Source organism: Pseudomonas quebecensis (assembly GCF_026410085.1).
Taxonomy (GTDB): Bacteria; Pseudomonadota; Gammaproteobacteria; order Pseudomonadales; family Pseudomonadaceae; genus Aquipseudomonas; species Aquipseudomonas quebecensis.
Window position 1 is genome coordinate 681,152 of record NZ_CP112866.1, and the last position, 17,785, is coordinate 698,936.

18 protein-coding genes are annotated in these 17,785 nt (G+C 61.6%); 11 read left to right on the forward strand and 7 right to left on the reverse strand.

Annotated elements, in window-relative coordinates:
- Positions 1 to 247: 247 nt before the first annotated feature.
- A complete protein-coding gene (gene kynB, locus OSC50_RS03225) occupies positions 248 to 898 on the forward strand; it encodes an arylformamidase (protein ID WP_181078842.1) in 651 nt (216 codons plus the stop codon).
- Positions 895 to 1,752: a tryptophan 2,3-dioxygenase gene (gene kynA / locus OSC50_RS03230; RefSeq protein ID WP_253509360.1), complete on the forward strand. Its 858-nt coding sequence runs from the start codon at positions 895 to 897 to the stop codon at positions 1,750 to 1,752. Before kynB ends, kynA begins: the two co-directional genes overlap by 4 nt.
- Positions 1,753 to 1,789: 37 nt before the next feature.
- Here kynA and OSC50_RS03235 read toward each other — a convergent pair whose 3' ends face one another.
- The 4 genes from OSC50_RS03235 to antA form a co-directional block, all read right to left on the reverse strand.
- On the reverse strand, positions 1,790 to 3,193 hold the full coding sequence (locus tag OSC50_RS03235) for an amino acid permease (protein ID WP_181078838.1): 1,404 nt from the start codon (positions 3,191 to 3,193) through the stop codon (positions 1,790 to 1,792).
- 71 nt (positions 3,194 to 3,264) lie between these two features.
- Complete coding sequence (gene antC, locus OSC50_RS03240; RefSeq protein ID WP_266246771.1) at positions 3,265 to 4,272, reverse strand: anthranilate 1,2-dioxygenase electron transfer component AntC; 1,008 nt, start codon at positions 4,270 to 4,272, stop codon at positions 3,265 to 3,267.
- A gap of 26 nt (positions 4,273 to 4,298) precedes the next feature.
- Positions 4,299 to 4,790, reverse strand: a complete 492-nt coding sequence (gene antB, locus OSC50_RS03245; protein WP_266247517.1) for an anthranilate 1,2-dioxygenase small subunit — start codon at positions 4,788 to 4,790, stop codon at positions 4,299 to 4,301.
- A complete protein-coding gene (antA, locus tag OSC50_RS03250; RefSeq protein WP_181078833.1) occupies positions 4,790 to 6,181 on the reverse strand; it encodes an anthranilate 1,2-dioxygenase large subunit in 1,392 nt (463 codons plus the stop codon). The genes antB and antA overlap by 1 nt, the downstream gene beginning before the upstream one ends.
- Positions 6,182 to 6,492: 311 nt before the next feature.
- On the opposite strand from antA, the gene OSC50_RS03255 reads away from it, so the two are divergent.
- Complete coding sequence (locus OSC50_RS03255; RefSeq protein WP_181078831.1) at positions 6,493 to 7,485, forward strand: AraC family transcriptional regulator; 993 nt, start codon at positions 6,493 to 6,495, stop codon at positions 7,483 to 7,485.
- A 38-nt stretch (positions 7,486 to 7,523) separates the two neighbouring features.
- Here OSC50_RS03255 and OSC50_RS03260 read toward each other — a convergent pair whose 3' ends face one another.
- Positions 7,524 to 8,399: a LysR family transcriptional regulator gene (locus tag OSC50_RS03260; protein WP_266246769.1), complete on the reverse strand. Its 876-nt coding sequence runs from the start codon at positions 8,397 to 8,399 to the stop codon at positions 7,524 to 7,526.
- Between the two features lie 114 nt (positions 8,400 to 8,513).
- On the opposite strand from OSC50_RS03260, the gene OSC50_RS03265 reads away from it, so the two are divergent.
- From OSC50_RS03265 to catA, 3 genes are read left to right on the forward strand one after another with little or no spacing between them, the layout of a single operon-like run.
- Positions 8,514 to 9,641: a muconate cycloisomerase family protein gene (locus OSC50_RS03265; RefSeq protein ID WP_266246767.1), complete on the forward strand. Its 1,128-nt coding sequence runs from the start codon at positions 8,514 to 8,516 to the stop codon at positions 9,639 to 9,641.
- A gap of 12 nt (positions 9,642 to 9,653) precedes the next feature.
- A complete protein-coding gene (gene catC, locus OSC50_RS03270; protein WP_181078825.1) occupies positions 9,654 to 9,944 on the forward strand; it encodes a muconolactone Delta-isomerase in 291 nt (96 codons plus the stop codon).
- Positions 9,945 to 9,985: 41 nt separating this feature from the next.
- Positions 9,986 to 10,915, forward strand: coding sequence for a catechol 1,2-dioxygenase (catA, locus tag OSC50_RS03275; protein WP_181078823.1), 930 nt, complete (start codon positions 9,986 to 9,988; stop codon positions 10,913 to 10,915).
- Between the two features lie 77 nt (positions 10,916 to 10,992).
- Here the strand turns inward: catA and OSC50_RS03280 are convergent, their stop codons facing one another.
- Entirely contained in the window at positions 10,993 to 11,466 is a 474-nt protein-coding gene (locus tag OSC50_RS03280) for an Lrp/AsnC family transcriptional regulator (RefSeq protein WP_017531067.1), read from the reverse strand.
- A gap of 144 nt (positions 11,467 to 11,610) precedes the next feature.
- Between OSC50_RS03280 and kynU the strand changes: the two genes are divergently transcribed.
- Both kynU and OSC50_RS03290 read left to right on the forward strand, forming a co-directional pair.
- Positions 11,611 to 12,861: a kynureninase gene (gene kynU / locus OSC50_RS03285; protein WP_253509349.1), complete on the forward strand. Its 1,251-nt coding sequence runs from the start codon at positions 11,611 to 11,613 to the stop codon at positions 12,859 to 12,861.
- A gap of 99 nt (positions 12,862 to 12,960) precedes the next feature.
- Positions 12,961 to 14,367, forward strand: a complete 1,407-nt coding sequence (locus OSC50_RS03290) for an amino acid permease (RefSeq protein WP_266246756.1) — start codon at positions 12,961 to 12,963, stop codon at positions 14,365 to 14,367.
- On the opposite strand, the gene OSC50_RS03295 is transcribed toward OSC50_RS03290, so the two are convergent.
- Positions 14,313 to 15,209, reverse strand: a complete 897-nt coding sequence (locus OSC50_RS03295) for a LysR family transcriptional regulator (RefSeq protein WP_266246754.1) — start codon at positions 15,207 to 15,209, stop codon at positions 14,313 to 14,315. The genes OSC50_RS03290 and OSC50_RS03295 overlap by 55 nt on opposite strands.
- Before the next feature lie 135 nt (positions 15,210 to 15,344).
- Here OSC50_RS03295 and OSC50_RS03300 point away from each other — a divergent pair, with 135 nt between their 5' ends.
- From OSC50_RS03300 to OSC50_RS03310, 3 genes are all read left to right on the forward strand, one after another.
- Positions 15,345 to 16,109, forward strand: a complete 765-nt coding sequence (locus tag OSC50_RS03300; RefSeq protein ID WP_266246752.1) for a sulfite exporter TauE/SafE family protein — start codon at positions 15,345 to 15,347, stop codon at positions 16,107 to 16,109.
- 115 nt (positions 16,110 to 16,224) lie between these two features.
- Positions 16,225 to 16,815 (forward strand): NADPH:quinone oxidoreductase MdaB, encoded by a 591-nt coding sequence (gene mdaB, locus OSC50_RS03305; RefSeq protein WP_266246750.1) that lies wholly within the window; start codon positions 16,225 to 16,227, stop codon positions 16,813 to 16,815.
- A 30-nt stretch (positions 16,816 to 16,845) separates the two neighbouring features.
- Positions 16,846 to 17,742, forward strand: coding sequence for a LysR family transcriptional regulator (locus OSC50_RS03310; RefSeq protein WP_181078811.1), 897 nt, complete (start codon positions 16,846 to 16,848; stop codon positions 17,740 to 17,742).
- The last annotated feature ends 43 nt before the right edge of the window (positions 17,743 to 17,785 follow it).

A 17,785-nucleotide genomic window follows, 5' to 3' on the forward strand; every position in this document is an offset into this window, starting at 1 on the left:
CTTGCCCCCGATGGCGGCGTCACAGCGGGCACCTGGATCAACTGGCTCACTGAATCGGGGGGCATCCCCCCCTCCCACATTAATTCTTGGTGTCCAGTCAAACGTTGCCAGGCGACATATTCGAGCGTGAGTAAGCCTGTTTCTCGCAGTAAGTGCGAAAGATCTCCCATCTCACGCCAGAATTCGCAAGAAAATTCACAGCAGGCCCTCGTATCATTCACCCCAGTAACGACCGAGAGCCTTGAGCATGAACCCAATAAAAACGTGGTGGGACATCAGCCCGCCCTTGAGCGCAGCCACGCCCACCTGGCCGGGCGATACGCCGTTTCAGGAAGAGCGCGTATGGCAGTTCGGCCCCGAGTGCCCGGTGAACGTCGGGCGCGTAACCTTCTCGCCGCACACCGGCGCCCATGTCGATGCGCCGCTGCATTACAGCGCGGACGGCGCGCCGATCGGTGAGGTGTCGCTGGAGGTGTACATGGGCCCCTGCCGGGTGCTGCATTGCCTGGGCAGCGGTGCGCTGGTGCAGCCTCATCAGCTCGATGGCCGTGTGGATAACTTGCCAGAGCGCGTGCTGCTGCGCACTTATCCACAAGCGCCTTTGACTGAATGGGACGCGAACTTCACCGCGATTGCCCCGCAAACCATCGAACGGCTCGCCGGCCTGGGTGTGCGGCTGATCGGTATCGATACGCCGTCTCTGGACCCGCAGCAGTCCAAGACCATGGATTCTCACAACGCCGTGGCCCGGCATGGCATGGCGATTCTCGAAGGCATCGTGCTTGACGACGTACCGGAGGGCGACTACGAACTGATCGCCTTGCCGCTGCGCTTTGCCAACCTCGACGCTAGTCCGGTCCGCGCAATCCTGCGCCCGCTCAAGGAGCCCACGCGATGAGCCAATGTCCTTTCTCTGCTGACTACCAACCGCCGGAAGAATGGCATAACGCCGAGCTGAATTTTTCCGAGTCCATGAGCTACGGCGATTATCTGGACCTGGGCAAAGTCCTCAGCGCTCAGCACCCGCTGTCGCCGGACCACAATGAAATGCTCTTTATCATCCAGCACCAGACCTCCGAGCTGTGGATGAAGCTGATGCTCCACGAGCTCAAGGCCGCCCGCGAACATGTGCGCCTGGGCGAGCTGCCGCCGGCGTTCAAGATGCTCGCGCGGGTGTCGCGGATCTTCGACCAGCTGGTGCATGCCTGGGCGGTACTGGCGACCATGACGCCCTCGGAATACAAGGCCATTCGCCCGTTCCTGGGACAGTCGTCGGGGTTCCAGTCGTTTCAGTACCGTGAGATCGAATTTATCCTTGGCAACAAGAGCCCGGCATTGTTGCGGCCCCATGCCCATCGCCCGGAATTGTTGCAGCAACTGCAAGTGGCGATTGCCACGCCGTCGCTGTATGACGAGGCGATCAACCTGATGACCAAGGCCGGCTTGGCGATTGACCCGCAACGCACCCAACGCGACCCAACGGCAGCGACCGTTCACGATGACTCGGTGGAAGCGGCGTGGCGCGAGGTGTATCGCGATCCGAGCCGTTACTGGGACTTGTATCAGTTGGCCGAGAAGTTTATCGACCTGGAGGATTCGTTCCGTCAGTGGCGCTTTCGCCATGTGACCACGGTGGAGCGCATCATCGGCTTCCAACCGGGCACCGGCGGCACCGAGGGCGTGGGTTACCTGCGCAAGATGCTCGACACGGTGTTGTTCCCCGAGTTATGGCGAGTGCGTTCCACGCTCTAAACACATATGGGAGGGGCTTGCCCCTCCCATATGCCTATCACTGCGTAGCGGCGATTGCTTTCGCCTTACTCATTCGCAACCGGTAGGCCACATAGATCACCCCCACCCACACCGGCATCGCATACACCGACTCACGAATCCCCGGAATGGCCAGCATCACGCTGACAATCATCAGCATGAACGCCAGGCACAGGTAGTTGCTGAAGGGGAACCAAAACGTCTTGAACGACGGCACCACGCCTTGCTCGCCCATGGCCTTGCGAAACTTGATATGGGTGATGCTGATCAGCGCCCAGTTGATCATCAGCGAGGCAACCACCAGGGCGAACAGCAACTCCAGGGCGCTCTGCGGCGCGACATAGTTGACCACCACGCACAGCATCGTCACCAGCGCCGAGATCGCCAGGGCCCGCAGCGGCACGCCTTGCTTATTGAGCTTCATCAGCGCTTTGGGCGCATCGCCTTGCTCGGCCAGGCCGAACAGCATGCGGCTGTTGCAGTACACGCCGCTGTTGTACACCGACAACGCCGCGGTCAGCACCACGAAGTTGAGGATGTGCGCGGCGGTATCGTTGCCGATCAGTGAAAAGATCTGCACGAACGGACTGCCGCTGTAGGCATCGCCCGATGCGCCGAGGGTCTGCAGCAGTTGGTCCCACGGATACAGCGACAGCAGCACAGTCAGCGCACCCACGTAGAAAATCAGGATGCGGTACACCACCTGGTTGATCGCCTTGGGGATCACCTTGCGCGGTTCGCTGGCCTCGGCGGCGGTGATGCCCACCAGCTCCAGGCCACCAAACGAGAACATGATGAACGCCATGGACATCAGCAGCCCCATGCCGCCATTGGGGAAGAACCCACCGTGGCTCCACAGGTTGCTGATGGACGCCTGCGAACCGCCGGTGCCGCTGAACAGCAGGTAGCAACCGAGCACGATCATGCCGACAATCGCCACCACCTTGATGATCGCGAACCAGAACTCGGCCTCACCAAAGAACTTCACGTTCAGCGTGTTGATCAGGTTCACCGCGACAAAAAACACCAGCGCGCTGACCCAGGTCGGAATCTCCGGCCACCAGAACTGGATGTACTTGCCCACCGCCGTCAGTTCGGCCATGCCCACCAGTACATACAGCACCCAGTAGTTCCAGCCCGCCAGGAAACCCGCGTAACCGCCCCAGTATTTGTGCGCGAAGTGGCTGAAAGAACCGGCCACCGGCTCTTCGACGATCATCTCGCCGAGCTGGCGCATGATCAGGAAGGCGATAAAACCGGCGATCGCGTAGCCGAGGATCATCGACGGCCCGGCGGACTTGAGCACACCGGCCGAACCGAGGAACAACCCCGTACCGATGGCGCCGCCCAAAGCGATCAGCTGAATATGCCGGTTCTTCAAGCCGCGCTTGAGGCCCACCGGGTTAACCATGTCATCCGCCATTAACGTTCCCTTCTACTTGTTTTTCTTAAGGGTGAGTGCAGGCCGCATCAGCCCCTCAGAAGTGCTGAGGGTCAGATATTACTCTGCGTGAACTTTTCGTAATACAGCTGAACGCCATCAAGTGCCTGATCCAACAGCCATTGTTGGATGGATTCGACCATCGGCGGCGGGCCACACACGTACATATCCGCCGAAACATCCCGCCATTGCGCCACCTCGAAATGTTCGGTGAGGTAGCCGCGCTTGCCGGGCCACTCGGGCGACGGGTTGCTGAGCACTTCGGTGTAGCGAAAACCCGCGAGGCGCCTCGCGTACGCCTTGATACGCTCGGCCTCGCACAAATCCTCTGCACTGCGCACACCATAGTAAAGATGCACGGGCTGCTCGCAGCCGTTGTCGACCAGCTGATCGAGCATGCCCAGCAGTGCCGATAAGCCCGTGCCACCGGCCACCAGCACCAGCGGTTGGCTGACGTGGCGCAGGTAGAACGCCCCCAGCGGCGCTTCCAACTGCAGCCGGTCACCTACCTGGCAACGCTCGCGCAGGTAATTGCTCATCACCCCGTCAGGCAGCAGGCGAATCAGAAATTGCAGCTGCTCGCCTGGCCGATTGGCGAACGAATACGAACGCCAGCTATCGGTGCCGGGCACTTGCAGGCGGGCGTACTGGCCGGGCAGAAAATCCAGCGGTGCGTCCAGTCGCAGGGTGAGCATTGCGGTACTGGCCGACACCTGCTGAACATGGCTCACGCTGGCGCCGACCAGCACCGGGCCCGGCGCGTTGCACAGGCTGGAGTCGAAATCGAAATAAAACGCCGCATCGGAGTTCACCCGCGTCTGGCAACTGAGCATTTTGCGTTGCTGCAGGTCGAGGCTGGAGAGTGCTTCGTCGTCGACATAATCCTGGGTGTAATCCCCCGACTCGCAACGGCCCTGACACGTGCCGCACACACCTTCGCGGCAATCGAGGGGGATCTTGATGCCATTGCGCAGTGCGGCATCCAACAGGATTTCACCCGCGCCCACCGGAAAAAACAGGGTCTTGCCGTCGGCAAAACTGAAGGCCACTTTGTGATTCATTCGCGAAACTCCACAGGTGATGCGCGTCACAGGTGATAGAAATCCAACACCGAGTTGATGGTGTCGTTAAGCAGCAGCGCATGCTTGCGGGTGATCAGCCAACTGTCGCCGTCGGGTTTGAGGCGGTAAGTGGCGTGCCCGTAGAACTGCTCCGAGGTGGCCAGCCGGTAAAACAGCGTGTGCCAGTTCAGGTGCACTTGCAGGGTGCCGTCGGCCTGTTCGGCAATACGCACGTTGTTGATCAGGTGCAGGGTGCGCGGCATCGGCGTGGCGGAGGCGGCCTTGCCGGTGCGCAGGCGGAACACGCGGTCTTCAAGCCCCGAACGGTTGGCGTAGTAGATCAGCGACAGTTCGCGCTTGGGATCGCGGGTATAGACGTGTTCCGAATCCCACTGCGGCAAGTGGAATTCGCTCTGTGGGTCGAACAGCTGCACATAGGCGTCCCAGTCCTGGGCGTCGCACAGCTCGCACTTGCGGTAGAAGAACTGTTCGATGCGGTACTGCAGTTGCGCATTCATCATTGCACCTCCCGCAGTGTCAGCGCGCGTTGCTCCAGCCCCTTGAGCAGAAATTGCTGCCAGTTGCGGTGCTGGTTGACGTACAGCCCTTCGTGGGTGAACTCGGTACCGGTCATCGCCGGCTGGATGCCGAGGGCTTCGCTGTTGGGGGTGGCCCCGGTTTGCCAGCGGTGGCTGCCACGGGAGATATCGCTCCAGCGTTCCAGGCGGCCCTGGAACCCGCGTTGGGCTTCGCGAAATTCCACCAGGTCGTCCGGTGTGCCCATGCCCGACACGTTGAAGAAATCCTCGAACTGGCGAATGCGATTTTCGCGGTCGGCGTCGGATTCACCCTTCACGCCCAGGCATTGGCTGATGATCTCGGTCTTGTTCCATGCCACCGGGCGGATGATGCGCAGCTGCGAGCTGATCTGGTCGAGAAAAAACAGGCTGGGGTATATGTTCAGGTTGCGCAGGCGGTGCATCATCCATTCGGCTTTTTGCTGGCCGTGTTCGGCGACCAGGCGCGGCATGATCGTGGCATAGCCGGAACGCACGCTCGGGTTGGGCATGTCGCTGAACAACACGCTATGGCCATTGTTGAAGGCGAACCAGCCGTCATCGGTATTCGCGTCGCCTGCGCCGAGCTTGCTGTAGTCCAGCGTGCTGCCGGCGGCGCTGCCGTTTTCGCTGTTCACTTGCTGGCGGTGCTGCACCGTGGCCACGTAGTTGTAGTGCACAGTACTGACGTGATAACCGTCCAGGCCGTTTTCGTTTTGCAGCTTCCAGTTGCCGTCGTAGGTGTAGGCGGATTTACCCGGCAGCACCTCCAACTCACCGGTAGCCGACTGCGCGACCATCATGTCGAAAAACACTTTTGCATCGCCGAGAAAATCCTCCAGGCTGTCGCCGCCGCTCACGTCCAGGCTGATGAACACGAAGCCTTTGTAGCTTTCGATGCGCGCCTTTTTCAGGCCGCGTGTCGCCTTGTCGAAACCCTCCGGGTATTCCCCCGGCGCCTTGACCTTCACCAGTCGGCCATCGCTCTTGTAGCACCAGGCATGGAACGGGCAGGTGAAGGTGGACTGGTTGCCCTTGCCCACGCGGGTAAGCGTGGTGCCGCGATGCTGGCAGGCATTGACCAGAGCATTGAGGCGGCCTTCGCCGTCGCGGGTGATGATCATTGGCTGGCGCCCGGCGCGCATCGTCACGAAGTCATGGAGGTTGGCCAGTTCGCTTTCGTGGCAGGCGTAGATCCAGTTCTTTTCGAAGATCAGTTCCATCTCCAGATCGAACAGCTGCGGCTCGGTGAACATGTCGCGGGCGATGCGGAACACATCGTCGACGGGGCGAAAATCCAGGCAGCTTTCGATAAAGCTTTTCCATTGCTCGACGCTTCTTGCACCACTCATGGGAGGCACCTTTTATTAATGGCTGAACACGTCGGCCATTAAGCGGTTGAGCGTCGGCCGTGGGCTATCCGCTTAATGGGGGAAGGTGCGCCGGATAATTGGGCAGCAACTACCCACGTCGGTGCAGCGCGGTGACGTAATGCGCTACTGTCCTGCCGGGCGATGTGCGCAAAAGCGTGGGACTTATCCACATAGTCGACGCTTGTTATCCAGCCAGTGGCAAACCGGCCGGCGTGGCGCAGAACTTGCCTTCAGCTCAGATGACGCGCCGCCAGAGCGCGCAAATGCCTAACCGCCGTGGGTGCACCCTGATGAGTAGCCAGACACGCGATATCCGTATTCAACGTTTCGACCTGGAGGGCGCCCGCAGTTGGATGTCCGGCATCTGCGGGCCGCACCGCCTGGCGACGGCAACGCCCGAGCGCCTGCGCTTCCACCACAGTGCCAATGTGTTCAAGTCCCGCGCTACCACCCTCGGCGTGATCGAATACGGCACCGACGTGACTATCGATATCGAAGACGCCGAACACTTCAGCAGCTACAGCCTGAGCCTGCCGCTGGTGGGCGAGCAGGAGTTGAGCAAGAACGGCGAGCGCTTGAGTTCCAACTGCGATCAAGGCGTGATCATCTCGCCCAACGAGCATCAGGTGCTGGCGATTTCCGGCGACTGTCGCAAGCTGCAAGTGGTGATCACCCGCGCCGCCATGAGCGAAACCCTCGAGGGCCTGCTGCAGCGCCCGATCGAAGCACCGTTGTGCTTCGAACCGGTGATGGACGCCGTGGACGGCGCGCCGGCGTCGTGGTGGCGCATGGCGCGTTATTTCATTGCCGAGCTGGAACACAGCAGCGAGTTGTACGAGCACGCGGCGTTTACCCGCGACCTGGAGAGTTCGCTGATCAAGGGCCTGATCCTCGCTCAGCCGAATAACTATTCCGAAGAACTGCGCGACGTACTCGGCGTGAAACTGCCGCACTACCTGATCCGCGCGCGCCAGTACCTCCACGTCAACGCACGCGAAGCCGTGCACCTGGAAGACCTGGAAGCCGCCGCCGGGGTGTCGCGGTTCAAGCTGTTCGATGCGTTTCGCAAGTACTTCGCCCTGTCGCCCATGGCCTACCTGAAAAAGCATCGCCTGGGCGGTGTACGCCAGGAGATCCTCGAGCACGGCTCGACCCGCACCATCTCCGAAATCGCCCTGGGCTGGGGCTTTACTCACCTGGGGCGGTTTTCGGCGGAGTACCGAAAACTGTTCGATGAGTCCCCCAGCCAGACCTTGCAGCGCAAGCGCCTGCGCAATCTCTAAAAGCAATGACATCCTATGTGGGAGGGGCGGGGTGGGGATCAGATCAACTCTTCCAGCAGTTGCAGGCAATGACTCAGCCCCGGCGATTGATCGTTCACCCGTCGGCTCAAGATGATCGGCGAAGTCGCCGTCGCCTCCACAATCGGCGTATAGCCGATGTCCGCCCGATGCAGCACCTGTACCGACGCCGGCACCAGCGTCATGCCCATCCCGGCACCGACCAGGCCGATGGCGGTCTGCAGCTCGTTGGTCCACTGCGCCACCTTCAGGCTCAAACCGTGGGCGTCGAAGAGTGCGATTACATGGTCGGCATAACTGGGCCGTGGGTTGCCGGGGTAAAGCACCACCGGCTCGGCGGCCAGTTGCGCGAGGGTAACGGGTGCGGCCAGCAGCGGATGCCCGGCGGGCAGCACGGCCACCAGGCGATCCTCCACCAGCACGCGCTGCACGATGGCCGGGTCGTCGATACGAATGCGCCCGAAGCCCACGTCGATACGCCCGGTCTTGAGCGCTTCGACCTGCTGCAAGGTGGTCATCTCCGCCAAGCCCAGCTCCAGTTCCAGCGTGTCGTGGCTACGCAGGCGCCGGATCAGCTCCGGCAACACGCCATACAACGTCGAGGGCGCGAAGCCGATGCCCAGCCAGGTCTTCTCGCCCTGGCCGATGCGGCGGGTGACGTCGCGGATCTTGTCCAACTGCTCGAGCAACAATTGGGCGTGCTCATAGAAAAACCGTCCGGCCTCGGTCAACCGCAATGGGCGGCTGCGTTCGAGCAGCAGCACCCCCAGTTCATCCTCCAATTGCTGGATCTGCCGGCTCAACGGCGGCTGGGCGATGTGCAGGCGTTCGGCCGCGCGAGTGAAGTTGAGGGTTTCTCCCAGCACCTGGAAATAGCGCAGATGACGCAGTTCCATGACGACTCCTTTCATACTTATGAGGTATCAAGCCAGACCCATTCTATATTGGAAGCCTTGAAATCTGGGGTGCAGAATCGATCGAAACTTATACGCAACCCAGCGGGTATTGCCATGCCGATTTGCATCATCACCTCGATCGAGGCCCTTATCGTCGATCTGCCAACCATTCGCCCGCACAAGTTGGCCATGCACACCTTGCAGAACCAGACCCTGGTGATCATCCGAGTGCGCAGCAGCGATGGCATCGAGGGCATCGGTGAGGCCACCACCATCGGCGGCCTGAGTTACGGCAACGAAAGCCCCGACAGCATCAAGGTCAACATTGATCGCCACATCGCGCCGTTGCTTATCGGCCAGGACGCCAGCAACATCAACGCCGCCATGTTGCGCGTGGCGCGCAGCGTACGCGGCAACACCTTTGCCAAATCCGGCGTGGAGAGCGCGTTGCTCGACGCCCTTGGCAAGCGCCTGGGCCTGCCCGTCAGCGAGTTGCTCGGCGGGCGCGTGCGCGATGCGCTACCGGTGGCCTGGACATTGGCCAGCGGCAATACCGCGCAGGACATCGACGAAGCGCAGAAGATGCTCGACCTGCGCCGCCATCGCCTGTTCAAGCTGAAGATCGGCGCAGGGCAGGTCGACCATGACCTGGCCCATGTGATCGCGATCAAAAAAGCCCTGGGCGATCGCGCCAGTGTGCGGGTCGACGTCAACCAGGCGTGGGACGAAGCCGTGGCCCTGCGCGCGTGCCGGGTGCTGGGCGACAACGGCATCGACCTGATCGAGCAGCCGATCTCGCGCAACAACCGTGCCGGCATGGCGCGGCTCAATCTGTCGAGCCCGACGCCGATCATGGCCGACGAGTCCATCGAATGTGTCGAGGATGCCTTCAACCTGGCCCGCGAAGGTGCGGCGTCGGTGTTTGCCCTCAAGATCGCCAAGAGCGGCGGCCCGCGCGCAGTGTTGCGCACGGCGGCTATTGCCGAAGCGGCCGGTATCGGCCTGTACGGCGGCACGATGCTGGAGGGCGGTATCGGCACCCTGGCGTCGGCCCATGCCTTCCTGACCCTGGACACACTGGCGTGGGGCACCGAACTGTTCGGCCCGCTGTTGCTCACCGAAGACATCCTTGTCGAGCCGCCGCTGTACCGCGATTTCCAGCTGCATGTCTCCACCGCACCGGGCCTTGGCCTGGTCATCGATGAAGAGCGCCTGGCGTTCTTGCGTCGCGATAAACCCTAAGAGGCACCTGCCATGTTGTTCCACGTAAAAATGACCGTGAACCTGCCCGTCGACATGCACCCCGAACGCGCCGCCAGCCTCAAGGCCGAAGAAAAAGCCTTGGCGCAGCGCCTGCAGGAGTCCGGCCAGTGGCGCCACCTGTGGCGCATCGCCGGGCACTACGCCAACTACAGCGTGTTCGACGTCGACAGCGTGCAGCAACTGCACGACCTGCTGATGCAACTGCCGCTGTATCCCTACATGGCCATCGAGGTGAATGCCCTGTGCCGACACCCGTCGTCGATCCATGAAGACGACCGCTGAGTCTGATTTGCGCCCGATAATTACAAGATGAGGATTGCACCATGTCCATTCGACTGTCCCAGACCGCCCACGCCCAGCAGTTTCTCGAAGAAGCCAGCGGCAACTGCAACGCCGGCGGCAACCCGCGCGCCAAAGCGCTGATCTACCGGATTTTGCGCGACACCGTGAACATCATCGAAGACCTGGAGGTGACCCCGGAAGAATTCTGGAAAGCGGTCAACTACCTCAACGAGTTGGGCAAACAGCAGGAAGCCGGGCTGCTCGCCGCCGGGCTTGGCCTGGAGCATTACTTGGACATGCTGATGGACGCTGCCGACGAAGAGGCCGGCAAGACCGGCGGCACCCCGCGCACCATCGAAGGCCCGTTGTACGTGGCCGGCGCGCCGCTGTGCCAGTACGAAGCCCGCCTGGACGACGGCAGCGACGATGCCGTGCCGCTGTTCATGCGCGGCCAGGTACGCGACACCCATGGCAAGCCACTGGCCGGAGCGATTGTGGATGTGTGGCAGGCCAATACCGGTGGCACCTACTCGTGGTTCGACGCGACGCAGTCGGACTTCAACCTGCGCCGCCGCATCGAGACCGACGCCCAGGGCAACTACCGTTTTCGCAGCATCGTGCCGTCGGGCTACGGCTGCCCGCCGAGCGGGCCGACCCAGCAGTTGCTCGATCAACTGGGGCGCCACGGGCAGCGCCCGGCGCATATCCATTTCTTTATCTCTGCGCCTGGACATCGGCACCTGACCACGCAGATCAACCTGTCGGACGACCCCTATCTGCATGATGACTTCGCCTATGCCACCCGTGACGAACTGATCGCCCAGATCCGCTTCAGCGACGATCCGCAACTGGCGCGCGAGTTTGGTGTGCAAGGGCGCTTTGCACAGATTGATTTTGACTTTGAGTTGCAGGCGGCCGACGCGCCGGTAGAACAGAAACGCATGCAGCGGGTGCGCGCCCTCGAAGACTGAATGCGGTCAAACATGTGGGAGGGGGCAAGTCGAATGGTCGCACCGCCCCTCCCACATTTGATCTGTGTCGTGCCTGACTATTTGCGCACGACCAGATCCAGCACTTCATCCCGATCCTTGATCTTCTGCAGCACAATCTCCGAACGGATATCCATCACTCCCGCCGTGCGGTTCAGGTGGTTCACGATAAAGTCAGAAAAATGCTTGAGGTTGCGCGCCTGCACCCGCAGCACGTAGTTGCTCGCGCCGGTGATCACATAGGCGCTGGCCACTTCCGGCCAGCCTTGCACCTTCTTGATGAAGGTCTCGTGCCAATCCTCTACGTCCTGACGCAAGGACAGGTGGACGATGGCTTCCAGTTCGATCCCCAATTGCTCGGCATTCAGCACCGCACGGTAGCCGCTGATCACACCCTCGCTTTCCAGCAGGCGCAAACGGCGCAGGCAGGCGGAGGGCGACAGGGCGACTTTTTCCGCCAGTTCCTGATTACTGATACGGCCGTCCTGTTGCAGGAAATGCAGGAGGCGCAGGTCGGTGGCGTCAAGAATCATGCTTAGAATAAATCCGCGTGTTTGAGGGTTTAATTCGAATTTCCTACAGCTTAATTAGCCTGTCGCCCAGCACTTTGCACGAAAATTCTTTAAAACTTCGTTAATAATTTGGTTCATCTTCTCTTATAAGAATCAGGACCTGCCATGACCTCCCGAAGCCATTGCCAAACCCTGGATGCCCAGGACCCGCTGGCACCGCTGCGTGCATGCTTTGCCTTGCCCCAAGGCGTGATCTACCTGGACGGCAACTCCCTCGGCGCACGCCCGGTGGCATCGCTGGCGCGGGCGCAACAGGTGATTGCCCAGGAGTGGGGCGAGGGCTTGATTCGCAGTTGGAACAGCGCGGGCTGGGCAGACCTGTCCCTGCGCCTTGGCAACCGCCTGGCCCCACTGATCGGCGCACGCGACGGCGAAGTCGCAATCACCGATACCACTTCGATCAACCTGTTCAAAGTGCTCAGCGCCGCACTGAGCGTGCAGCGCCAGCGGGCGCCGACGCGCAGGATCATCGTCAGCGAGGCCAGCAACTTCCCCACCGACCTGTACATCGCCGAAGGCCTGGCCGAGTTGCTGCAACAGGGCTATTCACTGCGCCTGGTGGACGGCCCGGACGAGCTGACCCAGGCCATCGACGCCGACGTGGCGGTGGTGATGCTCACTCATGTCAACTACAAAACCGGCTACATGTATGACATGCGGGGCATGACCGCCCTGAGCCATGAGTGCGGTGCGCTGACGATCTGGGACCTGGCGCATTCGGCGGGCGCGGTGCCGCTGGACCTGCATCAGGCCGGCGCCGATTACGCGATTGGCTGTACCTACAAATACCTCAACGGCGGCCCCGGCTCCCAGGCATTCGTGTGGGTCAACCCGGCGCTGGTGGACCTGGTGCGCCAGCCGTTGTCGGGCTGGTTCGGGCATACGCGGCAGTTCGCCATGGAATCCAGCTATGCGCCGAGCGCCGGCATCGCTCGCTACCTGTGCGGCACCCAGCCGATCACTTCGTTGGCGATGGTGGAATGCGGTCTGGAGATTTTTGAACAGACCGACATGGCCAGCCTGCGCCGCAAATCCCTCGCGTTGACCGACCTGTTTATTGCCTTGGTGCAGACCCGCTGCGCCGCCCATGGCCTGCAACTGATTACCCCGCGTGAACACGCCAAGCGCGGCAGTCATGTGAGCTTCGAGCATCCTGAAGGCTATGCGGTGATCCAAGCGCTGATCGCCCGTGGCGTGATCGGCGACTACCGCGAACCGCGCATCATGCGCTTTGGGTTTACGCCGCTGTACACGAGCTTTACCGAGGTGTGGGATGCGGTGGAAATCCTTGGTGAGATTCTAGATAACAACACCTGGGACCAACCCCAATTCAAGGTCCGCCACAGCGTTACCTGAATAAACGCCGGAGAATGTGGGAGGGGCCTGCCGCCTCCCACAGGGGATCTGTGACAACGGTTAGACAGTACAACCACAATAATAAAGAGGCACACCACAGTGACCACACCAGACAACGGCTTTGCCGAAATCACCCATCGCGAACTGGGCCTGAGGCGCCAGCTCACCTCCGGCCAGATGAGCATGATCGCCATCGGTGGCGCCATCGGCACCGGACTGTTCATGGGCAGCGCCTACGCCATCGGCTATGCCGGGCCCAGCGTACTGGTGAGCTACGCCATCGGTGCGTTGATCACCTTGCTGCTGATGGGCTGCCTGGCGGAGATGACGGTGGCCCATTCCACCTCCGGTTCCTTCGGCGCCTATGCCGAGTTCTATATCAGCCCGCTGGCCGGGTTCCTGGTGCGCTATGCCTATTGGGCCGCGATTGTGCTGGCGGTGGGCGCCGAGGTTACGGCGGTGGCGATTTACATGAAGTACTGGTTCGCCAACGTGCCGGAGTGGGTGTGGATCGTGTCGTTTTCCAGCGTGCTGATTGTGCTCAATGCCATCAGCGTGAAAACCTTCGGCAACTTCGAGTACTGGTTTTCAACGATCAAGATCAGCGCCATCGTCGGCTTCATTCTCCTCGCGGTGTACGTGGTGTTCGGTTCCGCCAACCCGGACTACGGTGTGCAGAACTACACGGCTCATGGCGGTTTCTTTCCCCACGGTGTGAGCGGTATGTGGATCGCGGTGATCGTGTCGATCTTCAGTTACCTGAGTGTGGAGATGATCGCCGTGGCCGCCGGTGAAGCGGCCGACCCGGAGCGTGCGGTCAAGCAAGCCTTTCGCGCGACCATCGTGCGCCTGGTGGTGTTCTACCTGCTGACCCTGGCGCTGATGCTCGCCATCGTGCCGTGGAACCAGGCCGGCCAGGCCCAGAGCCCGTTCGTCACGGTGATGCAGACCCTCGGTATCCCCGGCGCCACCGGGGTGATGAATTTCGTCATCCTGATCGCGGCGCTGTCGGCGATGAACAGCCAGCTCTACATCACCACGCGCATGATGTTCAGCCTCTCGCGCGCCGGCTTTGCGCCCAAGGCCATGGGCACGTTGAGCAAGAGCGGGATACCGCTGAACGCGCTGGTGCTGTCCAGCTCGGGCATCGCCCTGGCGACCTTGCTCAACGTGGTGTACCCGCAAAGCTCGTTCACCTTGATGATGGCGATCTCGATGTTCGGTGCGATTTTCACCTGGTTCATGATCTTCCTCACCCACCTGTTTTTCCGTCGCTATCGCAAGCGCCACGGTGGGCCGAACCTGTCGTTCCAGTTACGCCTGTTTCCCTGCAGCACCCTGCTGGGGTTGGTGCTGATGGGCGCGGTGATGATCACCACCTACTTCACCGAGGCGTTCAAGCTGACTCTGGTGTTTGGCGTGCCGTTTCTGCTGATACTGTCGGCGGTGTACTACGGGTTTTTCCGCAAGGGCAGGGCCAGCGCTTCGAACAAGGCCTTGGCGTAACCCGGCAGTTGTTCGAACGAGCGCGCACATAGCAGCAATCGCCGAGAGGCCCATTCTTCGCGCAGCGGCTGGGCTTTGAAGCGGTGTTTTCCTGACCAGCGTTCCAACGCGGCCTGGGGCACGATCCCCAGGCCGGCGCCGCGCGCGACCATGCGCATCAGCCCATCAAAGCTCTCGGCGCGAATTCGCGTGTGCAAACGAAAGCCGGCGTGCAGCGCCTGTTCTTCCAGGTACACCGCCAGCGCACTGTGGGCCGCCAGGCCGACGAAGTCGTGTTGCAGGCTATCGATAAAACTGGCCGGTCCTGCCGCCAGTGCATGCGTCGCCGGCATGATCAGCACCAGCGGGTCGTCGCGAAAGGGCAGGGTCTGCAAACCGTGGGTATCCACCGCGTCGGAGATGATCCCCAGGTCGGCCGTGCCTTGGCGCAGCGCCTGGGTGATGCGCAGGCTGGGCAGCTCCTGCAGGTCGATATCCAGGTAGGGATTGTCACGCAGCACATCCGCCAGCAGTTCCGGCAGGTATTCGCTCAGCGCCGTGGTGTTGCACAGCAGGCGCACCTGGCCTTTGACGCCATTGGCATACGCCGCCAGGTCTTGTTGCAGGTGGTCGGCCTGTTGCAACAGCAGGCGCGCGTGGCGGGCCAGGGCCTTGCCCGCGGGCGTCGGGCTGACACCACGGCGACCGCGTTGCAGCAACTCGATCCCCAGCGACGCTTCCATGGCCCGGATGCGCGCGCTGGCGGCGGCCAGAGACAAATGGCTGCGGGCTGCGCCAGCGGTGATATTGCCGGCGTCCAGCGTGTGCAGGTAGAGGCGCAGGTCGATCAGGTCAAAGTGCATGGCCGGTTTCTCGGGTGGCTGGACGGGCCTTATCGGGCCTTGCTCCGGATGAAGCTTCAAGCCTCAAGTAAAACAAGAGGCTGCCTAAGTATATGGCGAATTTTCGCGCTCATCGAAAATCGTCACAATCGGCCCATGACGACCTTCCTCACGTTCTATCAAAATATCGGCTTGGCCTTGTCCTTGCTGGTGATCGCCACCTTTATGCTGGCGGGCACCGTCAAAGGGGTGATCGGTTTGGGCTTGCCCACCGTGGCCATGGGGCTGCTCGGTCTGGCTATGTTGCCGGCGCAGGCTGCGGCGTTGCTGATCATTCCGTCGACCGTCACCAACCTCTGGCAACTGGCATTCGGCGGCCATCTGAGTGCGCTGGTCAGACGTCTGTGGCCGATGCTGTTGCTGATTTTTCTCGGCACCGGGCTGGGTACGGCGTGGCTGGGCATCGACGGCGGCGGCTGGGTGGCGCACGCCTTGGGCGCAGCGTTGCTGGCGTACGCCTTGAGCGGGTTGTTTTTGCCCACGTTCAAGGTCGGCTCGGCGGCGGAGCGCTGGCTGGGCCCGCTATGCGGATTGCTCACCGGCGTCGTCACCGCAGCCACCGGGGTGTTTGTGATTCCCTCCGTGCCATATCTGCAGGCGCTGGGCTTGCAGCGCGATCAACTGGTGCAGGCGCTGGGGCTGTCGTTCAGCGTGTCCACCCTGGCCTTGGCTGGCGGGCTGGCCTGGCGCGGTGGGCTGGGCGGCGCTGAACTGAATGCTTCATTGCTGGCGCTGGTGCCGGCGCTGTTGGGCATGTGGCTGGGCCAGTGGGTACGCCAGCGCATCAGTGCCGTGGTGTTCAAACGGGTATTTTTTGTCGGCATGGCGCTGTTGGGCGGGCATCTGCTGATCAGTGGTTAATAATGGCCGCCTATTCGTGCTTGCAGATCAAATGTATTTTGCCGGTTCATGGCTTATTCGAAGGGGTCTGGGCGGATAGTCTGCGTCCAGACCTTTCAACCTTCTGGAATCTCCCATGAAAAAAGTCCTGTTGCTCAACGGCGGTAAACAATTCGCCCACTCCGATGGCCGCTACAACGTTACCCTGCATGACACCGCAGCGGCGGTGCTGGACCGTGCCGGTATCGACGTCAAGGTCACCCATATCGACGCCGGCTACGACGTGGCCGAAGAGGTCGCCAAGTTCCTGTGGGCCGACGTGATCATCTACCAGATGCCCGGCTGGTGGATGGGCGCGCCGTGGATCGTCAAGAAGTACATCGACGAAGTCTTCACCGAAGGCCACGGCAGCCTGTATGCCAGCGATGGTCGCACCCGGTCCGATGCATCGCAGAAATACGGCAGCGGCGGCCTGATCCAGGGCAAGCAGTACATGTTGTCGCTGACCTGGAACGCACCGCAGCAAGCCTTCGACGACCCCAGCGATTTCTTCGAAGCCAAGGGCGTGGACGCGGTGTACTTCCCGTTTCACAAGGCCAATCAATTCCTCGGCATGACCGGCCTGCCGACTTTCCTTTGCGTGGATGTGATGAAACGCCCGGCCATCGACGCGGATGTGGCGCGCTATGAGCAGCATCTGGCGCAGGTGTTCAACCTCTCGGTGTAAGCTGCGCCTCACGATGAGAGAGGAGCGCCCGTGAAAGCCCGATCCGATGAGCTACAGATTTTTGTCAGCGTGATCGAGTGCGGCTCGATTTCCGCAGCGGCGGAGCAGGCCGGGCAGACGCCGTCGGCGGTCAGCCGGACCTTGTCGCGCCTGGAAGCCAAGCTCGACACCACGCTGATCAACCGCACCACGCGGCGCATGGACCTGACCGAGGAAGGCAAATACTTCTTCGAGCAGGCCAAGGCGATTCTGGCGCAGATGGATGAGCTGGAAGAACGCCTCAGCTCGCGCCAGCAAACACCGGCCGGGCGCCTGCGCATCAATGCGGCGGTGCCGTTCATGCTGCACGGGATCATTCCGTACATCGCCGAATTTCGCCGCCTGTATCCGCAGATCCAACTGGAGCTCAACAGCGATGACCTGATCATCGACCTGCTGGAACAGAGCACCGACATTGCGATTCGCATCGGTGCGTTGGCCGATTCGAGCCTGCATGCGCGGTCCCTGGGCTGCACCCCGCTGCATATCCTTGCCAGCCCCGACTATCTTGAGCGCCACGGCACGCCACGCACGGTCGCTGACCTGGCGGATCACACCTTGCTGGGTTTCACCCAGACCGAAACCCTCAACCATTGGCCGCTGCGCCATGCGGCAGGCGACCGCTGGCTGATCCAGCCGAGCATCGGCGCTTCCAGCGGCGAAACCCTGCGTCACCTGGCATTGGAAGGACAGGGCATTGCTTGCCTGTCGAACTTCATGACCTTCGACGACATCGACGCCGGGCGCCTGGTGCCGCTGCTGGAAACGTTTTACAGCGGCTACCGCCAACCGATCCACGCGGTGTTCTATCGCAACTCGCAGTTGGCGCTGCGCATCCAGTGCTTCCTGGACTTTATCCAGGCCAAGCTGGCGCGGTATGCCTGCTGATTCGACGGTCATGTGAGAGCGGGCTTGCACCCCGATGGCGCCC

Bases quoted from the DNA above. Each gene is read 5' to 3' on its own strand.
- kynB (WP_181078842.1), top strand. From the start codon at position 248: ATGAACCCAATAAAAACGTGGTGGGACATCAGCCCGCCCTTGAGCGCA.
- kynA (WP_253509360.1), top strand. From the start codon at position 895: ATGAGCCAATGTCCTTTCTCTGCTGACTACCAACCGCCGGAAGAATGG.
- OSC50_RS03235 (WP_181078838.1), bottom strand. From the start codon at position 3,193: ATGGCGGATGACATGGTTAACCCGGTGGGCCTCAAGCGCGGCTTGAAG.
- antC (WP_266246771.1), bottom strand. From the start codon at position 4,272: ATGAATCACAAAGTGGCCTTCAGTTTTGCCGACGGCAAGACCCTGTTT.
- antB (WP_266247517.1), bottom strand. From the start codon at position 4,790: ATGAATGCGCAACTGCAGTACCGCATCGAACAGTTCTTCTACCGCAAG.
- antA (WP_181078833.1), bottom strand. From the start codon at position 6,181: ATGAGTGGTGCAAGAAGCGTCGAGCAATGGAAAAGCTTTATCGAAAGC.
- OSC50_RS03255 (WP_181078831.1), top strand. From the start codon at position 6,493: ATGAGTAGCCAGACACGCGATATCCGTATTCAACGTTTCGACCTGGAG.
- OSC50_RS03260 (WP_266246769.1), bottom strand. From the start codon at position 8,399: ATGGAACTGCGTCATCTGCGCTATTTCCAGGTGCTGGGAGAAACCCTC.
- OSC50_RS03265 (WP_266246767.1), top strand. From the start codon at position 8,514: ATGCCGATTTGCATCATCACCTCGATCGAGGCCCTTATCGTCGATCTG.
- catC (WP_181078825.1), top strand. From the start codon at position 9,654: ATGTTGTTCCACGTAAAAATGACCGTGAACCTGCCCGTCGACATGCAC.
- catA (WP_181078823.1), top strand. From the start codon at position 9,986: ATGTCCATTCGACTGTCCCAGACCGCCCACGCCCAGCAGTTTCTCGAA.
- OSC50_RS03280 (WP_017531067.1), bottom strand. From the start codon at position 11,466: ATGATTCTTGACGCCACCGACCTGCGCCTCCTGCATTTCCTGCAACAG.
- kynU (WP_253509349.1), top strand. From the start codon at position 11,611: ATGACCTCCCGAAGCCATTGCCAAACCCTGGATGCCCAGGACCCGCTG.
- OSC50_RS03295 (WP_266246754.1), bottom strand. From the start codon at position 15,209: ATGCACTTTGACCTGATCGACCTGCGCCTCTACCTGCACACGCTGGAC.
- OSC50_RS03300 (WP_266246752.1), top strand. From the start codon at position 15,345: ATGACGACCTTCCTCACGTTCTATCAAAATATCGGCTTGGCCTTGTCC.
- mdaB (WP_266246750.1), top strand. From the start codon at position 16,225: ATGAAAAAAGTCCTGTTGCTCAACGGCGGTAAACAATTCGCCCACTCC.